Raw genomic sequence first — 13,522 nt, 5'->3', positions numbered from 1 at the left:
GTCTTCGTCGAGACGGTTCTGATCCCGGAATACACCCGAGGCAGGCTCCGGGTCCGTAACCCGGAATACCGCACAGTGGAACATGCGATTGCGCGAGCCCGCCGGAGAAAGGACCGTGCCGAGGTTCGGTCCCTTTACCGGCAGCTGCACAGCCTTCCCAGCCAGGATCCCGTGATCCCGGCTATCGGAGGCTGCGTTATTGCAGATACGCCGACGACAGCCTGCTCGGTTTCGCCGGGCCCAAGGCCGAAGCCGAGGAGATCAAACAGCGTCTGGCGGAGTTCCTGCGTGATGACCTCAAGCTGGAACTGTCGCCGGAAAAGACGCTGATCACCCATGCCCGCACCCAGCGGGCCAGGTTCCTCGGCTATGAGATCTCGGTCGCCGGTCGTGACCACAGGACGAGAAAGCCGTCCGCGAGCGACAGGCGCAACCGCCGGTCGCTCAACGGGACGGTGGTCCTGCACGTCCCGGCGTCAGTGGTCAAGGCTAAGTCCGCCCCGTACTTGTCGCGCGGCAAACCCGCGCGCCGGAACCCGATGGTCAACGAGAGCGACTACAACATCGTCGCCCGATTCGGGGCCGAGTACCGGGGGGCATCGTCCAGTACTACCTGCTTGCCAGTGACGTCTTCCGGCTTCACCGGCTGCGCTGGGTCATGGAGACTTCCATGCTCAAGACGCTGGCCAGCAAGCACCGCTCGTCGGTGACCAAGATGGCGGCCCGTCACAAGGCCAAAGTCCCCACACCGCACGGGCTGCGCACGCGGTTCGAGGCCAACGTCGAGCGCCCGGGCAGGAAACACTGGTCGCCTGGTTCGGCGGCATTCCACTCAAGCGGCAGAAGAAGGCGGTCCTCACCGACCGTCAGCACACCGGGCCCGTCTACCCGAACAGGCGCCTGGTCACCCGGCTACTGAAGGGCAGGTGCGAGCTCTGCAAGCGAACGGACAACATGCAGGTCCACCACGTCCGGGCGCTCGCCGACCTCAACCGGCCCGGCCAGCCGCAGCCCCAATGGGCGCAGGTCATGGCCAAGATCCGCCGCAAGGCCCTCGTGGTCTGCGGCGACTGCCACGGCCTCATCCACGGGCACCCCGCCACACCGCTCACGCAGTAGTCACTGGAAAGCCGGATACTCGGAAACGGGTCCGTCCGGTTTGGAGGGAGACCGAGCGGAAAAGGACCAGCCCACGGCTGACACCTCGCCGCTCGGTCGACCCTACCCGCATCGACGCCGAGGAGTTCTACCGAATGCTCAACGGAGTCGTCATCGACGACGCCCAGGTCTTCAACGACAAGCTCCGCGAATGGGAGAACTACTACAACTACCATCGACCCCACGGCGGCCTCGGCGGCCAGACCCCCTACGAACGCCTCAAGCAGAAAACCACGACCCAGGCGTAAACGATCACCGTCGGTCGCACACGACACCTGGAACGAAGATCAATTCTTTTTCTACGGTAACCGTCCAGGTGAAACGTGGTCGTGACGTCGCAAATCTAGGCCTGGGCCCGCTGCGGACGCGGCCATCGCAACTGCCCATCGGCCCTGCGATTCGCGGCACATGGTTGCTCGGTGGTTGCTCGTATGTCTCGGAACGCAGCGACACCATGCGACACAACCCGGCATCGAAAACGGTGGAGTCGCGTACGAAACGGCATAGACCGACAGTCGGAGTACCGATCCGGCACGTGAGCAGCGGACTCTTAATCTGCGGGTTCGGGGTTCAAGTCCCTGACGGCGCACCCCGTCTGACCTGGGCATTCTCAATGATCATGAGAGTGCCCAGTTGTCGTTTTGGGGTGGTTTGAGACCCGTGGTTGCTCGTTGGTTGCTCGGATGTCGTGATCTTGTCGCCGCACGCCGGTCGGATGTCGTTCTGGAGTGATCGTTGCTGTCCGGTTGAAGATCGCTGCGGGGGCCCAGGGGATCAAGGTCCGGTCGGTCCTCGCTTTCATATCTCCCTCCGGTGTTCCACGCCGTGAACGAAGCGAACACGCACTACCCCAGTAGACAACTGGGCGGCCTCCTCGACGGTCAGATGATCAAGCAATGCGTGCAGGACCCGCGGAGCCGCGTAGGACTGGTTTCGGCGTTCTTTCGGCCACCCGTACGCCTGCTCGATCAACTTAAGAATTCGGTTCGTCTTGTCCACGGTGGTGTTGAAAGACGAGTATCCGGTTTCGGCATTTCATTGCTTCTCCCGGCTGGCTGGAGGGCGAGAATGCGCCGAACGGTGCGATCCGCCATGTCTGTCCCCTCCCCCCGTGGCCCGTGGATAACCACGCGCGCGTCGCCCCGGCCTCCGCATCGCCGCAGGTAAACAGCGCCAAGATGGCGGCACGCCAGAGGACGTGGGCGGCCTCGGGTACCACGGGTTCTACAGTGGAGTGATGGCGGTCTCGATCGGTCTCGCCGGTGCGGGACGCTGGGCCACGGAGGTCCATGCGCCCTCGCTTGCCTCATGCCCGGAGATCCGGTTCTCGGGAGTATGGTCGCGGACGTACGACGCCGCGCGGTCGCTCGCGGCCCGGCACGGCGTGCCCGCCTGCCGGAGCTACGACGAGCTGCTCGGCCACTGTCAGGGCGTGTCCTTCGCCGTGCCGCCGGCGGTCCAGCCCGATCTCACCGTCAAGGCCGCGCGGCGCGACAAGGCCATGCTGCTGGGGAAGCCGCTGGCCGGGGATCTCGCCGGGGCCGAAGAGATGACCATCGAGGTCGACAACGCCGGTGTTGTCTCGCAGCTGGCTCTGACCTGGCGTTACGCCTTCGCCGTCCGGGAGTTTCTGAACCGCGGCCGCAAGCGGACCCTGGCCCTCGGCGGAGCCGGGAGGGTGGTCTCCGGCACGATGATTGCCGATGGCCGGTCCGAGGCTCCGTGGCGGCTCGAGCGGGGGTTCTGCTGGATCTGGGACCGGACCTCGTGGACCTGCTCGAGACCGCCTTGGGGCGGGTGCTGGCGATCCGCGCCCATGGCGATCCACATGGCTGGTTCGGGCTCATGCTCGAACACGAGGGCGGGCGGTTCAGCGAGGCGTCGATGTGCGGGTCGGCGGCGGTCGATCAGCCGGTGGCGCGTGTCGAGATCTTCGGGTCCGGCGGCGCGGCAGAGGTGGACTGCACCGCAGCGGTCGGGCCGGAGACGTACACGACCATGTTCCGTGAGTTCGCCGACGCAGTCCACCGCGAGACCCCGCACGAGCCCGACGTGCATCGGGGCCTGCGTCTGCAACAGCTAATCGAAGCCGCCGACACCGACCTGCTCGCCGGTCGCTGAGCCCCCGTGCCCCCTCCGGCGAAACGTCCGGACAGATCGAGCTGGCGATGCGCGTCCTGCGCCGCTCGCATCGCGAGACAGCTCAACAGGATCGAGGGCGTCACAGCCACGGTGAACTACGCCACCGAGAAGGCCAAGGTCCATTCCCCGAGAACATGATGAGCTGATCGCGTCGTGGAGAAGCCGGCGGGCGGATCGGCGGCGACGTGGTCCATAAGAAGCTGCGGGCGATGGGGTTCACCCGGGACGGACCGAACGACGCGGCGGGCGGTCGCGGCGGCCAAGACTCGTATCGGCGAGGAACCGGTGGGTGCACCGGCCGTGGGTCGTCGAGCCGGGGTTGTGGATGCAGTGGGAATGGGGTTCGGTCCTCGGATCGATGGCCGGCAGACGCATCGGTGGTGCGCGTGGCCGGCCTGGTTGCGGTTCCAGGTGGTGATCCCTGTTGGACAAGACGCTGCCGACGATCTCGGCCTGCCTGGACTCCACGTTCCGGACGTTCGGCGGGGTGCCGACGTATTGCCTGACCGACAACGAGAGGACCGTGACGGTCGATCACGTCACCCGGATCGCGGTCCGCAACCCCGACGTCCCCGATCGGCCAGCATTACGGGACGGTGATGCGGACGTGCATGTCCGCCGACTCGCAGTCCAAAGGCGGGACCGAGGCGACGGTCCGGCTCGCCAAGCGGGACCCGGTGCCGACCGAGGTGAACCTGCGGACCGCCTACTCGGGGTTCTCGGAGCTGGAGCGGGCCCAAGCCCGCCGGATTCTCACCGAGGTCCTGCCGGCCACCAACATCGGCCGAGTTGCTTGCTGCGGCCCGTCTGGCCGGTTCGGACGCCCACCATCTGGCTGCCCAAGAAGATCGCCCTGGTACTACCTCAGCCCGGACTGTGTGGTTCAGGAGTGGCTGATCTCATCGCGACGGCCGGCGCCTCCGGCCGATCGTTGACGGCGGCCTGAAAAGCCTCGGGCGACGTGAAGACGCCGAGACCGGGTCGCCGCCCCGGCCCCGGCCCCGGCGAGAGGAGCCGTCAGTGGTGGAAGCTGGTCGCGTCGCCGGGGCCGTAGATGGGCCTCGGCTGCTTGCGCAGCCACGGCAGCAGGTTCCTCAGATCCTCCACCAGCCGGTCGGCTAGGTCGGCCGAGAACCCATTGCGGCATACGACCCGCAGCACCGCCAGATCCTGGCGGTCCGCCGGGAAGGTGTAGGCCGGCACCAGCCAGCCGAACTCCCGCAGCCGCCGCGACACATCGAAGACGCTGAACTGGGTGACGTCATCGGTCGTCGTGAAGGCGAACGCCGGCAACTGATCGCCGCGCGTCAGCAACCGGAAACAGCCGAGCGCCTCGATCTGTTCAGCCAGGTACATCGCCACCTCCCGGATGGCCCGCTGCACCGCGCCGTAGCCCTCCTGGCCGAGCCGCAGGAAGTTGTAGTACTGCGCGATGACCTGAGAGCCAGGCCTTGAGAAGTTGAGCGTGAATGTGGCGACCTCACCGCCCAGATAGTTCACCCGCTCCACCAGATCCTCGGGCAGCGCCTCCTTATCGCGCCACATCACCCACCCGATCCCCGGGTATACCAGCCCGTACTTGTGACCCGAGGTGTTGATCGAGGCAACCCGGGAAAGCCGGAAGTCCCACTCCAGCTCCGGCTCCAGAAAGGGCGCGATCATGCCGCCGGACGCGGCATCCACATGAACGGGCACGTGCCAACCCATGCGCTCCTGCAGCGCGTCGAGCGCGACGCAGATCTCGGCGACCGGCTCATAGCTGCCGTCCATCGTCGACCCCAGGATGGCCACCACGCCGATCGTGTTCTCATCGCACGCCTCCGCGGCCTGTTCGGCGCCCAGGTGGAACCGCTCGCCCTCCATCGGGACCAGGCGGGCGTCCACTTCCCAGTAGTTGCAGAACTTCTCCCAGCACACCTGGGCATTGGTGCCCATCACCAGGTTGGGTCGGGCACCAGCAGCGTAGCGATCGGCGTTGCGGTGCATCCAGCGGCGCTTGAGCGCCATCCCGCCGAGCATGCAGGCCTCGCTGGAACCGATGGTGGAGCTGCCGACTGGGGCGTCGGGGTCGGGGGCGTTCCACAGGCGGCCCAGCATCGCGACGCAGCGCTGTTCCATGTTGGCCGTCGCCGGATATTCGTCCCTGTCGACGAGGTTTTTGTCAGCGGTGTCGCCCATGAGCGCGTGCGCCTCCGGCTCCATCCAGGTGGTGACGAAGGTGGCCAGGTTCAGCCGCGGGTTCCCGTCCAGCATCAGCTCATCGCGGATCAACCGACACGCGGTCGCCGGCGCCATCGGGCCCTCCGGCAGCCGGTGCCGGGGAAGAACCGCCTTGACGCCGGACACCGGGTCGGCCTCCCCGAACAGCGGGTTCACCCATATCCGCCCTTGCCGGCCTTGCTCGTCCGTCTCCGACGCCACCTTTACTCCCCCTCCGACCGGCCCACCGAGGAGCAAGTCTGGCAGCCGGCCACTACAGCCCAGGCAGGCAGCGACTAAAGCCAACGTATGGGCTCCTCCGCTCGGCGCCCGGCCCTGCTTGGCGCGACGAGCGATGCGGGCCGGGCGCCGACGGACTGTGCACGCCGGCTGAGCTACCGGATCCGGCTGGAGATCGAGCATCCGCCCAGCGGCGCAATCCCCAAATGAGCTTCCCCCTGTAGCACGGACACCTGCGGTGTGGTCACATGGTGGTGTCTGAGGGCTGGTAGAGCGGGGATCGCCCAGCCGCACTCGCTGCCCTGCTGGTCGCGGTACGGCTCCAGGCCAAGGTCCGCTGTTCCCTGGGCCCAACGTCCACCCACACACCGTCGGAGGTCCCTACCCGGCGGGGTAGAGATGCAGCACAGTGAATGGACCGGACGAGGGGTCAAGATCATGGGGCCGGCCCTGGGCTGACAGGAGGCGAGTCATCATGAGCAGCATCGCTCCCGTATCGCCGCCCTGTTCCGGATCAAGGCGAAGGCGAAGGTGGACGCGTCCCGCGAAACCAAACTGCGGCAGGTGCGGGAACCGCTCTCCGGCGAGGGCCTGATCCCGAGGTGATGGCGATGCGCAGCCGCTTTCAACCCGACCGGCAGCTGACCGCCCGCATGCTGGTCACACTGTTCCTGCTCGGGCTGCTGTACGTGGCGTTTATGGCCGCGCTCATCGCCCTGCTCAAGTCCTGGATCCTGGTCGTCGTCATCGCCGCAGGGCTGTTGGCCGCGCAGTACTGGTTCTCCGATCGGATCGCCCTGTATGCCATGCACGGCCGCATCGTCACCCGTGAGGAGCAGCCCGAACTGCATGGTTTCATCGACCGGCTGTGCGCCACCGCGGACATGCCCAGACCCCGCGTCGCCGTCTCGGAGATGGACATGCCGAACGCGTTCGCTACTGGCCGCAACGCCGACCACGCCGTGGTCTGCGTCACCACCGGTTTGCTGCGCCGTCTGGAGCCCGCCGAACTTGAAGGCGTGCTGGCCCACGAGCTCTCGCACGTCGCGCACCGCGATGTGGCGGTGATCACCATCGCCTCGTTCCTCGGCGTGATCGCCGGGCTCATCGTCCGCTTCGCCTTCTACTCGCAGTTGTTCGGCGGGCGCGGCCGCCGCGGCGACCAGAACACCTTCGTGCTGCTGATGACGGTCATGGCGGTCTCCGCCCTCGTCTACGCCATCAGCTTCGTGCTCATCCGGGCGCTATCCCGCTACCGCGAACTGGCCGCCGACCGCGCCGGCGCCATGCTCACCGGGCGCCCCTCCGCACTGGCCTCGGCGCTGATCAAACTCAACGGCGACATCGCCCGCATCCCCACCAGGGATTTGCGCGCCGCCCAGGCATTCAACGCCTTCTTCTTCACCCCCGCACGCCGACCCGGCACCACCGTCTCCAACCTCTTCTCCACCCACCCCAGCCTGGAGCGCCGCCTCGACCAGCTCTCGAAGATCTCCGCGCAACTGGGCAAGCCAGCATGACCGGCACCGCCGGACCGTACGCCCATCCCATCGTCGGGCCTGGCCCTGTCAGGCCGAAGCGCGCCTGGGGAAGTGACCCGTGGGCTTCCTGAGTGTGTTACTCGGCCGGAGCCGACAGGTCAAGCCCGACCTCGACCAGCTCTTCGGCCTGCCTTCGGCGGCGATCACCCTCCAGGCGGCCGCCGGATTCGAGCCCACCGGCCTGGGATCGGTGTGCTTCGCCACCATCGAGGGCGCAGCGTTCGCCCAAGTCCACCAGGAGGTGCGGGACCTGCTGGACGTGGACACCGACCGGGGCGGCGGCGTGCCGGTGGAGTTCAGCCGCGACGCCTACGGGTACTCGTGGCTGCTTTCGCACCGCGATCCAGACGACCTGGCCGCCCTGGTGAACGACCTGCACGCGGTCAATACCGCCCTGCAGGACAGCGGCTTTGGCCCGCAGTTGCTGTGCTCGCTGGTCGGCTTCCGCGACGCCGAGGAGCGCACGCTTGCGCTGATCTACCTCTACAAACGCGGCACGTTCTACCCCTTCGCCCCGCTCCCCGGGGACAAGCGCGACAACGCACTCGAACTCCAGATCAAGGGGGTGGTCGCAGACGACCTTCGCATCGAGCACGACTTGACCCGCTGGTTCCCGCTCTGGGGCGCCCCCGGTCTGTGAAACCGGGACTCCGCGCCTCCATGAGGTTCGCAAGACCACGGTGCGGGCTCCGCCAGCTCGAGCCCGCCTTGGCCGCTGACGCCGTGTTTGGCCGGTGCGACAAGCGCGCGACGTTCCGCGGTGTCCCGATCGGAGGTCAACGCGGTGCGCTGTTCGAGGGCTTGGATGGGCGAGGCGGTCAGGCTCAGCCGAATGTGGTTGCGCATCAGCTCGCCGATCCGCAGCCCGGCGCCGAGTTCGATCAGCAACGACCGGCGTACGAGATAAGGGCGGCGCGAAGGACCATGTCGCCGAACCACGGCTCACAGACGATCAGCTCGCGCAGGCGGGCGATCGGCACGCGCACCACCTCGCCGGGATCCTGCACCACGGCGCTGAAGAACGCAGGCTGGCCGGTGAGTGTCCAAGCTCGCTCAGGAACCGGCCCCTGCCGTGCACCCGGATGATCTCGCCGTTTTCCAGCACGGCCACCGTGCCCGCGGTGACGACGTAGAAGTCGTAGTCACGGTCACCCTCGCGCAGGAGGGTCTCGCCGCGTCGGGTGGGCTGGCGAAGCTGCGGCGGGCGATCGTGGTGCTGATGTCCGCAACTCCGCCGCGGACGCCACGGGCAAACTGTTATGCCGAGCGGTGGGTGCGCACGGTACGGGCCGAGTGCACCGACCGGATGCTGATCTATAACGAACGGCATCTGCGGCCGGTGCTTGGCGAGTACGTCGATCATTACAACGGTCACAGGCCGCATAAGTCCCGCCGACAACGGCCCCCCGACCAGGACGAGCCGGTGAGCGCGCCGGGTCCCGACCTCGACCACGAAGAAGACGTACAAACGGCGCAGCGTCACGGTGTCGACCAAGAAAAGTCACACGCCAGCGCGCCGGCCGTGTGAGCGCGAATGAAGTCGCGCCACCGGTCATTCGCACGCCGAGGCGCAGGACCTAGACCCGCCCGCTTCAGGATCCGGCGGAGCGTCGCACCGCTGACCCTGTACCCGAGATTCTTCAACTCGCCGCGGATCCGCTCATACCCCCACGAGGAATTCTCCCTGGCCAGCCTCAGCACCAACGCCACGATCACCGGGTCGGTCGGTGGCCTGCCTGGCCTTCACTGCGGATAGGTCCATCTGCGGGCGACCAGTCGCCGGTGCCAGCGCAACAGCGTTCCCGGCGCCACCAGCCGATGCACACGCAGCGCCTCCGGCAGCGCCCCGGCGAGCGCCGACAAGATCGCACGATCGACCCACGACAACCCCCGCCGATCCACCTGACGGCGTAGGACGGCGACCTCATGACGCAGGACCAAGATCTCCAGTTCCTTCGCGGCATCGCTACGAGCCAACAGCAACAGCCAGCCGACCACCCGGCAGAAGATCAAATACATCAAGCGCAGCGCCACGACCGTCAAGGATGCCCGACCCCACTCACCCCCCGACAACCTGATAACACCGCAGGTCACGACCTCGCGGCCGAGTATTGAAACCCTTCAGCCTGTCTGTGCCCCGATGGTGGATGACCGACACGCCGACCGGCAAGATAGCGGCCATGCTGGCCATCCCCGCTTCGACTATGACCTCGCTGGGCCAGCGGCTGAACGCCCACGCGAAGACGAACTGGCCCCAGCTGGTCGGCCTTAACGTCCGCTACCGCGCCCAATTCGCCTACGTCGAGGGTGAACTAACCGACGGCGAGATCCTGCCGTTGATGCGGCTGCGCTACGGCGGCTCAGCCCACCGCTGGGGCCTGGCGATCCACCAGGCCAGCAACAACCGCTACGAAGACCAGATCTGGTCCACCGGCAGCACCGAAGAGGCCCTCGACCTCGTGTGCGGCGTCTACGTGGCCAACCCAGATCGCTGAACCTCTACCAGGCCCCCGCCATCACGATCGAGGTCAAGGCCGAGTCCGACTTCGCCGTCGGTGAGTTCTGAGGCCAGCGTTGATCGCGTGCAGGATGTGGTCGGCGAGGGGGCCTGTCTTCGCGTGATCAAGTGGTGGGGCGGACGCGACCGATTCCTTTCGGCAGGTCGCCGAGTCGATAGGTGTGACGAAATCCGTCCGCACAATCCACAATCAGGAGAAACAGTGCTGCTCGAAAAGAAGAACGCGATCGTCTACGGAGCGAGCGGAGCCATCGGAAGCGCGGTCGCTCACGCCTTCGCCGCGGAGGGTGCACGGGTCTTCCTCGCCGGGCGCACCAGCGCCGCGCTGGAGGTAGCCGCTGAAGAGATCCATGCCTCGGGTGGCGTCGCCGACGTCGCCACGGTGGACGTGATGGACGAGGACGCCGTCGAAGAGCACGCCGATGCAGTGGTCCGGAATGCCGGATCCCTCGACATCTCTTTCAACGCCATTAGCCTCCCCCAGACAGGCATTCAGGGCACCCGGATCGTCGACCTGTCGCCCGACAACTTCGACCTGCCCATGGCCACCTACCCCAAGGCCAACTTCCTGACCGCCAGAGCTGCTGCACGGCGCATGACCGACCAGGGATCAGGCGTCATTTTGACGATCACGGCGAGTCCGTCACGGACGGCCGTCCCACTCATGGGAGGCATGGCACCGGCATGGGCGGCGATCGAAGCGCTGTCCCGGGGGCTGGCCGCCGAGCTCGGACCGCATGGCGTCCGAGTCATATGCCTGAACGCGGCCGGGATGCCGGAAACGCCGCAGCTCTCCGAGGTATATGGCCTGCACGCCGATGCCTACGGCATGAGCCGCGACGCATTCCAGGCCCGCATGGCGGACCGGACACTGCGCAAACAGTTGCCCACAGTCGCTGAGATCGCCAACGTGGCCGCCTTCGTCGCCTCGGACCGCTCCAGTGCGATAACCGGGGCAATCGCCAACCTCAGCGGCGGCATGATCGTCGACTGACCACCGTAAGGCGTCTAAGGTCGGCGGGGGCTCCGCCCGTCTCCTCGTCCCTACGTAGCTGGCAATGGGCTTGGTGGCCCAACAGCGTGCAAGCGGGTTCACGGGGAGAGGGGCGGGGCTGCCCATGGTCAGTCACGAGGTGTGGTCCTCAATGGCAAGTCGGGCTTGCCCGCCTTTTCAGAGTGGTCAGGTGGTTGGTGTGTCGGTCAGGCGGCTGCCTGGTGGGTGGGTTGTGGTGGTGCAGCCAGGGCTGGGTTTCCAGGTCACGTGGCGGGTGATGATCACGTGAAGTTGCCATGGGAAGCGCGGCGGCCAGGGGGCCTGCACGGATTGGTGGTGCCGGTGGGCTCGGGTCACCACCAACCGGGGATCGGTCCATCCCAGTCTGCCGGTCCGGCGCCGATTCCTTTCGGCAGTTCCCCGAGTCGATAGGTGTGACGGAACTCCGATGACGACTGAGAAGGACCGATCATGGCAGAGACGACGGGGATTCGGCTGGGCGGCCTGGTACTGGGCAGCGACGACCCGGAACGGCTCAGCGCCTGGTACCGCGCGGCCTTCGCGCCGTCGGCCGGGCCAAGCACCGTCCTGATGGTGGGCGGCAGCCGGTTGATCTTCGATCGCCGCGACGATCTCGAGCAGAGCACACGGGAGCCCGGCAGGATCCTGATCAACTTCTACGTCGAGGACATCAGCTCGGTCGTGGCCCACCTGAAGGCGCTGGGCATCACGCGGTGGATCCGCCCGATGGAGGACTTCGGCCCGGGCCTCATCGCGACAGTGGAGGATCCGGTCGGAAACTACGTGCAGATCGTCGAACTCGCCGCCCGGCCCGGCGCCGAACGGTGACGCAGATGGGCCACACCTACGTCGAAGTCGATAATCTGGCGGGCGATGATCCCGTCGGAGCAAATACTGAGGGGCCGCGGGGACTTCGCCTCGACACCACGTTCGAGAGGTTTGACGCCGCAGAAGGCGTGCGGGCCTGCCTCGGTCGGCCGACCGAGGCGATGGTGATGCCGCCAAGCGACGTCTTCGCGCGGCTGACCTCCCCATACCGGCCGGAGCTGCTGGCCTACTGCTACCGCATGCTCGGTTCGGTCCACGACGCCGAAGACCTCGTCCAGGAGACGTATCTGCGCGCGTGGCGCTCGTACGAGGCGTTCGAAGGCCGGGCGTCACTGCGCACCTGGCTTTACCGGATCGCGACCAACACCTGCCTCACCGCACTCGAGCACCGCAAGCGCCGGCCGTTGCCGTCGGGTCTGGGCGGTCCCGCCGACGACCCCGAAGGCCCTCTGGCGCCGCCACCGGAAGTGACCTGGCTCCAGCCCTTTCCTGACCGGCTGGTCCGCGCCAGCTCGGACGATCCCGCCACCATCGTCGCCGCGCGGGCAAGCCTGCGACTCGCCCTGATCGCCGCCCTGCAGTATCTGCCCCCGCGCCAGCGTGCCGTCCTCATCCTGCGCGACGTACTGGCGCTGCGCGCCGCAGAGGTCGCCGAGTTGCTCGGCATCTCCGTTCCCGCGGTCAAAAGCATCCTGCAACGCGCTCGAGCCCAGCTTGGCCAGGTGGCACCCTCCGAAGACGACACGACCGAGGCTTCCGGCGCGCGCCAGCGGGAGCTGCTGGATCGCTATGTCGCGGCCTTCGAGAACGCCGACATCACCGCCCTGATGGGGCTGCTGACCGAGGACGTCGTCCTGGAGATGCCGCCCACCCCGACCTGGTTCGCCGGCCGCGAGTCCATCGGCCGGTTCTTCGGGTCCAGGGTTCTCACCGTGCCAGGCGTCTTCCGGATGGTGGCGACCGCGGCCAACGGACAGCCCGCGGTCGCCATGTATCAGCGCGGCCCGAACGGCGTTCATCATGCACACGCGGTGATGGTCCTCTCGGCCTCCGACGCGGGGATCACACAGATCGTCGCGTTCCGCGACCCGGGCCTGTTCGAACTCTTCGAACTCCCCCAGACACTCGGCCCCGCTCCGGTCAGCCCTCAGGCCAACGAATCGGCCAATGCTCTGGACAACGGTTCGCCGACGCCGGACGAGCCGACGCCATGGCGGTTCTGACAGGGAGCCGCGATGCTGGAACGCGGGATCGGCTACACGGGAGGCGACACAGGCGTGCACTCAAGGACAGGCACCCTTGGTCACTCCGCGTCGACGCTGTCGGCATCACCACCACAGACCCGCGCCATGTCACGCCCGCCGGCGGCTCCGCAGGGCGCCGTGAGGGCCCCCGAACCTTCCCGGACAGCCTTGGTCACCGCCGCGGACAACGCCCTGCCCGGCGGCACCACCACAGACCCCCAGGCCCACACCACCTTCTCGGCCCCGAGTCAACCCCCGAGGGATTTTCGGCGCTGACCACTGAGACTCCACGCGTGGTGTCGCGGTTTGTACCCCGTGACCTGCGAAAGCGGGTGTCTGCTGGGGACCTCACCCGAAGATCATCAATATTCGCTCAGGAGAACGGCGGGCGCCATGGCGGACTGTGGCTGTCGACGTACCAGTCGAAGCCCTCCGCCACCAGGGCGGTGATCTGCGGCAGATCGATCTCCTCGCCGGCGGGGCCCGGCTCGCGTAGATGGTACGGCGGCGGGTAGAAGCAGTCGCCGAGCAGCAGCACCCCGGAATCCGGGACGGCCACGACCGTGGAGTCCGGCGCGTGATTGCCGCCCACATGCCGGACTTCGATCCTGTGACGCTCGAAAATAGGGTTAGGGTC

17 protein-coding genes and 3 pseudogenes are annotated in these 13,522 nt (G+C 67.1%); 14 read left to right on the top strand and 6 right to left on the bottom strand.

The window, feature by feature from the left end:
• The first annotated feature begins 65 nt into the window (after positions 1-65).
• The 7 genes and pseudogenes from HKK72_RS42780 to HKK72_RS42210 all read left to right on the top strand — a co-directional run.
• Complete coding sequence (locus tag HKK72_RS42780; protein ID WP_410050315.1) at positions 66-710, top strand: reverse transcriptase domain-containing protein; 645 nt, start codon at positions 66-68, stop codon at positions 708-710.
• Positions 599-919, top strand: a complete 321-nt coding sequence (locus HKK72_RS42775) for a group II intron reverse transcriptase/maturase (RefSeq protein WP_410050314.1) — start codon at positions 599-601, stop codon at positions 917-919. Before HKK72_RS42780 ends, HKK72_RS42775 begins: the two co-directional genes overlap by 112 nt.
• The gene (locus HKK72_RS42770) at positions 805-1,119 is read left to right on the top strand and encodes a hypothetical protein (RefSeq protein ID WP_410050313.1); all 315 of its coding nucleotides are present in this window, start codon (positions 805-807) and stop codon (positions 1,117-1,119) included. Before HKK72_RS42775 ends, HKK72_RS42770 begins: the two co-directional genes overlap by 115 nt.
• Positions 1,120-1,253: 134 nt before the next feature.
• On the top strand, positions 1,254-1,406 hold the full coding sequence (locus tag HKK72_RS17615) for an integrase core domain-containing protein (RefSeq protein ID WP_187235462.1): 153 nt from the start codon (positions 1,254-1,256) through the stop codon (positions 1,404-1,406).
• A gap of 989 nt (positions 1,407-2,395) precedes the next feature.
• A pseudogene (locus HKK72_RS42765) lies at positions 2,396-2,731 on the top strand (Gfo/Idh/MocA family protein); the annotation flags it as partial.
• Positions 2,732-2,880: 149 nt separating this feature from the next.
• Positions 2,881-3,279 (top strand): hypothetical protein, encoded by a 399-nt coding sequence (locus HKK72_RS41065; RefSeq protein WP_261986913.1) that lies wholly within the window; start codon positions 2,881-2,883, stop codon positions 3,277-3,279.
• 6 nt (positions 3,280-3,285) lie between these two features.
• Positions 3,286-3,429 (top strand): annotated as a pseudogene (locus HKK72_RS42210) (cation transporter); the annotation flags it as partial.
• A gap of 888 nt (positions 3,430-4,317) precedes the next feature.
• Here the strand turns inward: HKK72_RS42210 and HKK72_RS17600 are convergent.
• Entirely contained in the window at positions 4,318-5,676 is a 1,359-nt protein-coding gene (locus tag HKK72_RS17600) for a glutamate decarboxylase (protein ID WP_410050312.1), read from the bottom strand.
• 674 nt (positions 5,677-6,350) lie between these two features.
• Here HKK72_RS17600 and htpX point away from each other — a divergent pair.
• A complete protein-coding gene (htpX, locus tag HKK72_RS17595) occupies positions 6,351-7,259 on the top strand; it encodes a zinc metalloprotease HtpX (protein ID WP_187235460.1) in 909 nt (302 codons plus the stop codon).
• A 79-nt stretch (positions 7,260-7,338) separates the two neighbouring features.
• The gene (gene pspAB / locus HKK72_RS17590; protein ID WP_187235459.1) at positions 7,339-7,920 is read left to right on the top strand and encodes a PspA-associated protein PspAB; all 582 of its coding nucleotides are present in this window, start codon (positions 7,339-7,341) and stop codon (positions 7,918-7,920) included.
• Positions 7,921-8,161: 241 nt separating this feature from the next.
• Here the strand turns inward: pspAB and HKK72_RS41060 are convergent, their stop codons facing one another.
• Together HKK72_RS41060 and HKK72_RS42760 are read right to left on the bottom strand one after the other, a co-directional pair.
• Positions 8,162-8,290, bottom strand: a complete 129-nt coding sequence (locus tag HKK72_RS41060) for a hypothetical protein (RefSeq protein WP_261986912.1) — start codon at positions 8,288-8,290, stop codon at positions 8,162-8,164.
• On the bottom strand, positions 8,233-8,610 hold the full coding sequence (locus tag HKK72_RS42760) for a cyclic nucleotide-binding domain-containing protein (protein ID WP_222720827.1): 378 nt from the start codon (positions 8,608-8,610) through the stop codon (positions 8,233-8,235). The genes HKK72_RS41060 and HKK72_RS42760 overlap by 58 nt, the downstream gene beginning before the upstream one ends.
• Between HKK72_RS42760 and HKK72_RS42755 the strand changes: the two genes are divergently transcribed.
• Positions 8,500-8,808 carry an integrase core domain-containing protein gene (locus tag HKK72_RS42755; protein WP_222720826.1) on the top strand — a complete coding sequence of 103 codons (309 nt, stop codon included), beginning with the start codon at positions 8,500-8,502 and terminating at the stop codon, positions 8,806-8,808. The genes HKK72_RS42760 and HKK72_RS42755 overlap by 111 nt on opposite strands.
• Here the strand turns inward: HKK72_RS42755 and HKK72_RS42750 are convergent.
• Together HKK72_RS42750 and HKK72_RS39890 are read right to left on the bottom strand one after the other, a co-directional pair.
• Positions 8,760-9,011: pseudogene (locus tag HKK72_RS42750) on the bottom strand (hypothetical protein); the annotation flags it as partial. The gene HKK72_RS42755 and the pseudogene HKK72_RS42750 overlap by 49 nt on opposite strands.
• A 12-nt stretch (positions 9,012-9,023) precedes the next feature.
• Complete coding sequence (locus HKK72_RS39890) at positions 9,024-9,314, bottom strand: hypothetical protein (RefSeq protein ID WP_222720825.1); 291 nt, start codon at positions 9,312-9,314, stop codon at positions 9,024-9,026.
• A 113-nt stretch (positions 9,315-9,427) separates the two neighbouring features.
• Here HKK72_RS39890 and HKK72_RS17575 point away from each other — a divergent pair, with 113 nt between their 5' ends.
• From HKK72_RS17575 to HKK72_RS17560, 4 genes are all read left to right on the top strand, one after another.
• Entirely contained in the window at positions 9,428-9,775 is a 348-nt protein-coding gene (locus tag HKK72_RS17575; protein WP_222720824.1) for a hypothetical protein, read from the top strand.
• A gap of 60 nt (positions 9,776-9,835) precedes the next feature.
• Entirely contained in the window at positions 9,836-10,792 is a 957-nt protein-coding gene (locus HKK72_RS17570; RefSeq protein ID WP_222720823.1) for an SDR family NAD(P)-dependent oxidoreductase, read from the top strand.
• Between the two features lie 471 nt (positions 10,793-11,263).
• Positions 11,264-11,641, top strand: a complete 378-nt coding sequence (locus HKK72_RS17565) for a VOC family protein (RefSeq protein ID WP_187235458.1) — start codon at positions 11,264-11,266, stop codon at positions 11,639-11,641.
• A gap of 167 nt (positions 11,642-11,808) precedes the next feature.
• The gene (locus HKK72_RS17560; protein ID WP_261986911.1) at positions 11,809-12,864 is read left to right on the top strand and encodes a sigma-70 family RNA polymerase sigma factor; all 1,056 of its coding nucleotides are present in this window, start codon (positions 11,809-11,811) and stop codon (positions 12,862-12,864) included.
• A 394-nt stretch (positions 12,865-13,258) separates the two neighbouring features.
• Here HKK72_RS17560 and HKK72_RS17555 read toward each other — a convergent pair whose 3' ends face one another.
• The gene (locus tag HKK72_RS17555) at positions 13,259-13,477 is read right to left on the bottom strand and encodes a hypothetical protein (RefSeq protein WP_187235456.1); all 219 of its coding nucleotides are present in this window, start codon (positions 13,475-13,477) and stop codon (positions 13,259-13,261) included.
• Positions 13,478-13,522: the final 45 nt, after the last annotated feature.

Origin of the sequence: Actinomadura sp. HBU206391, assembly GCF_014323665.1 — a bacterium.
GTDB lineage: Bacteria > Actinomycetota > Actinomycetes > Streptosporangiales > Streptosporangiaceae > Actinomadura_C.
The sequence above is the reverse complement of the archived record's forward strand: the minus strand, read 5'-3'. Positions and strand labels throughout refer to the sequence as shown.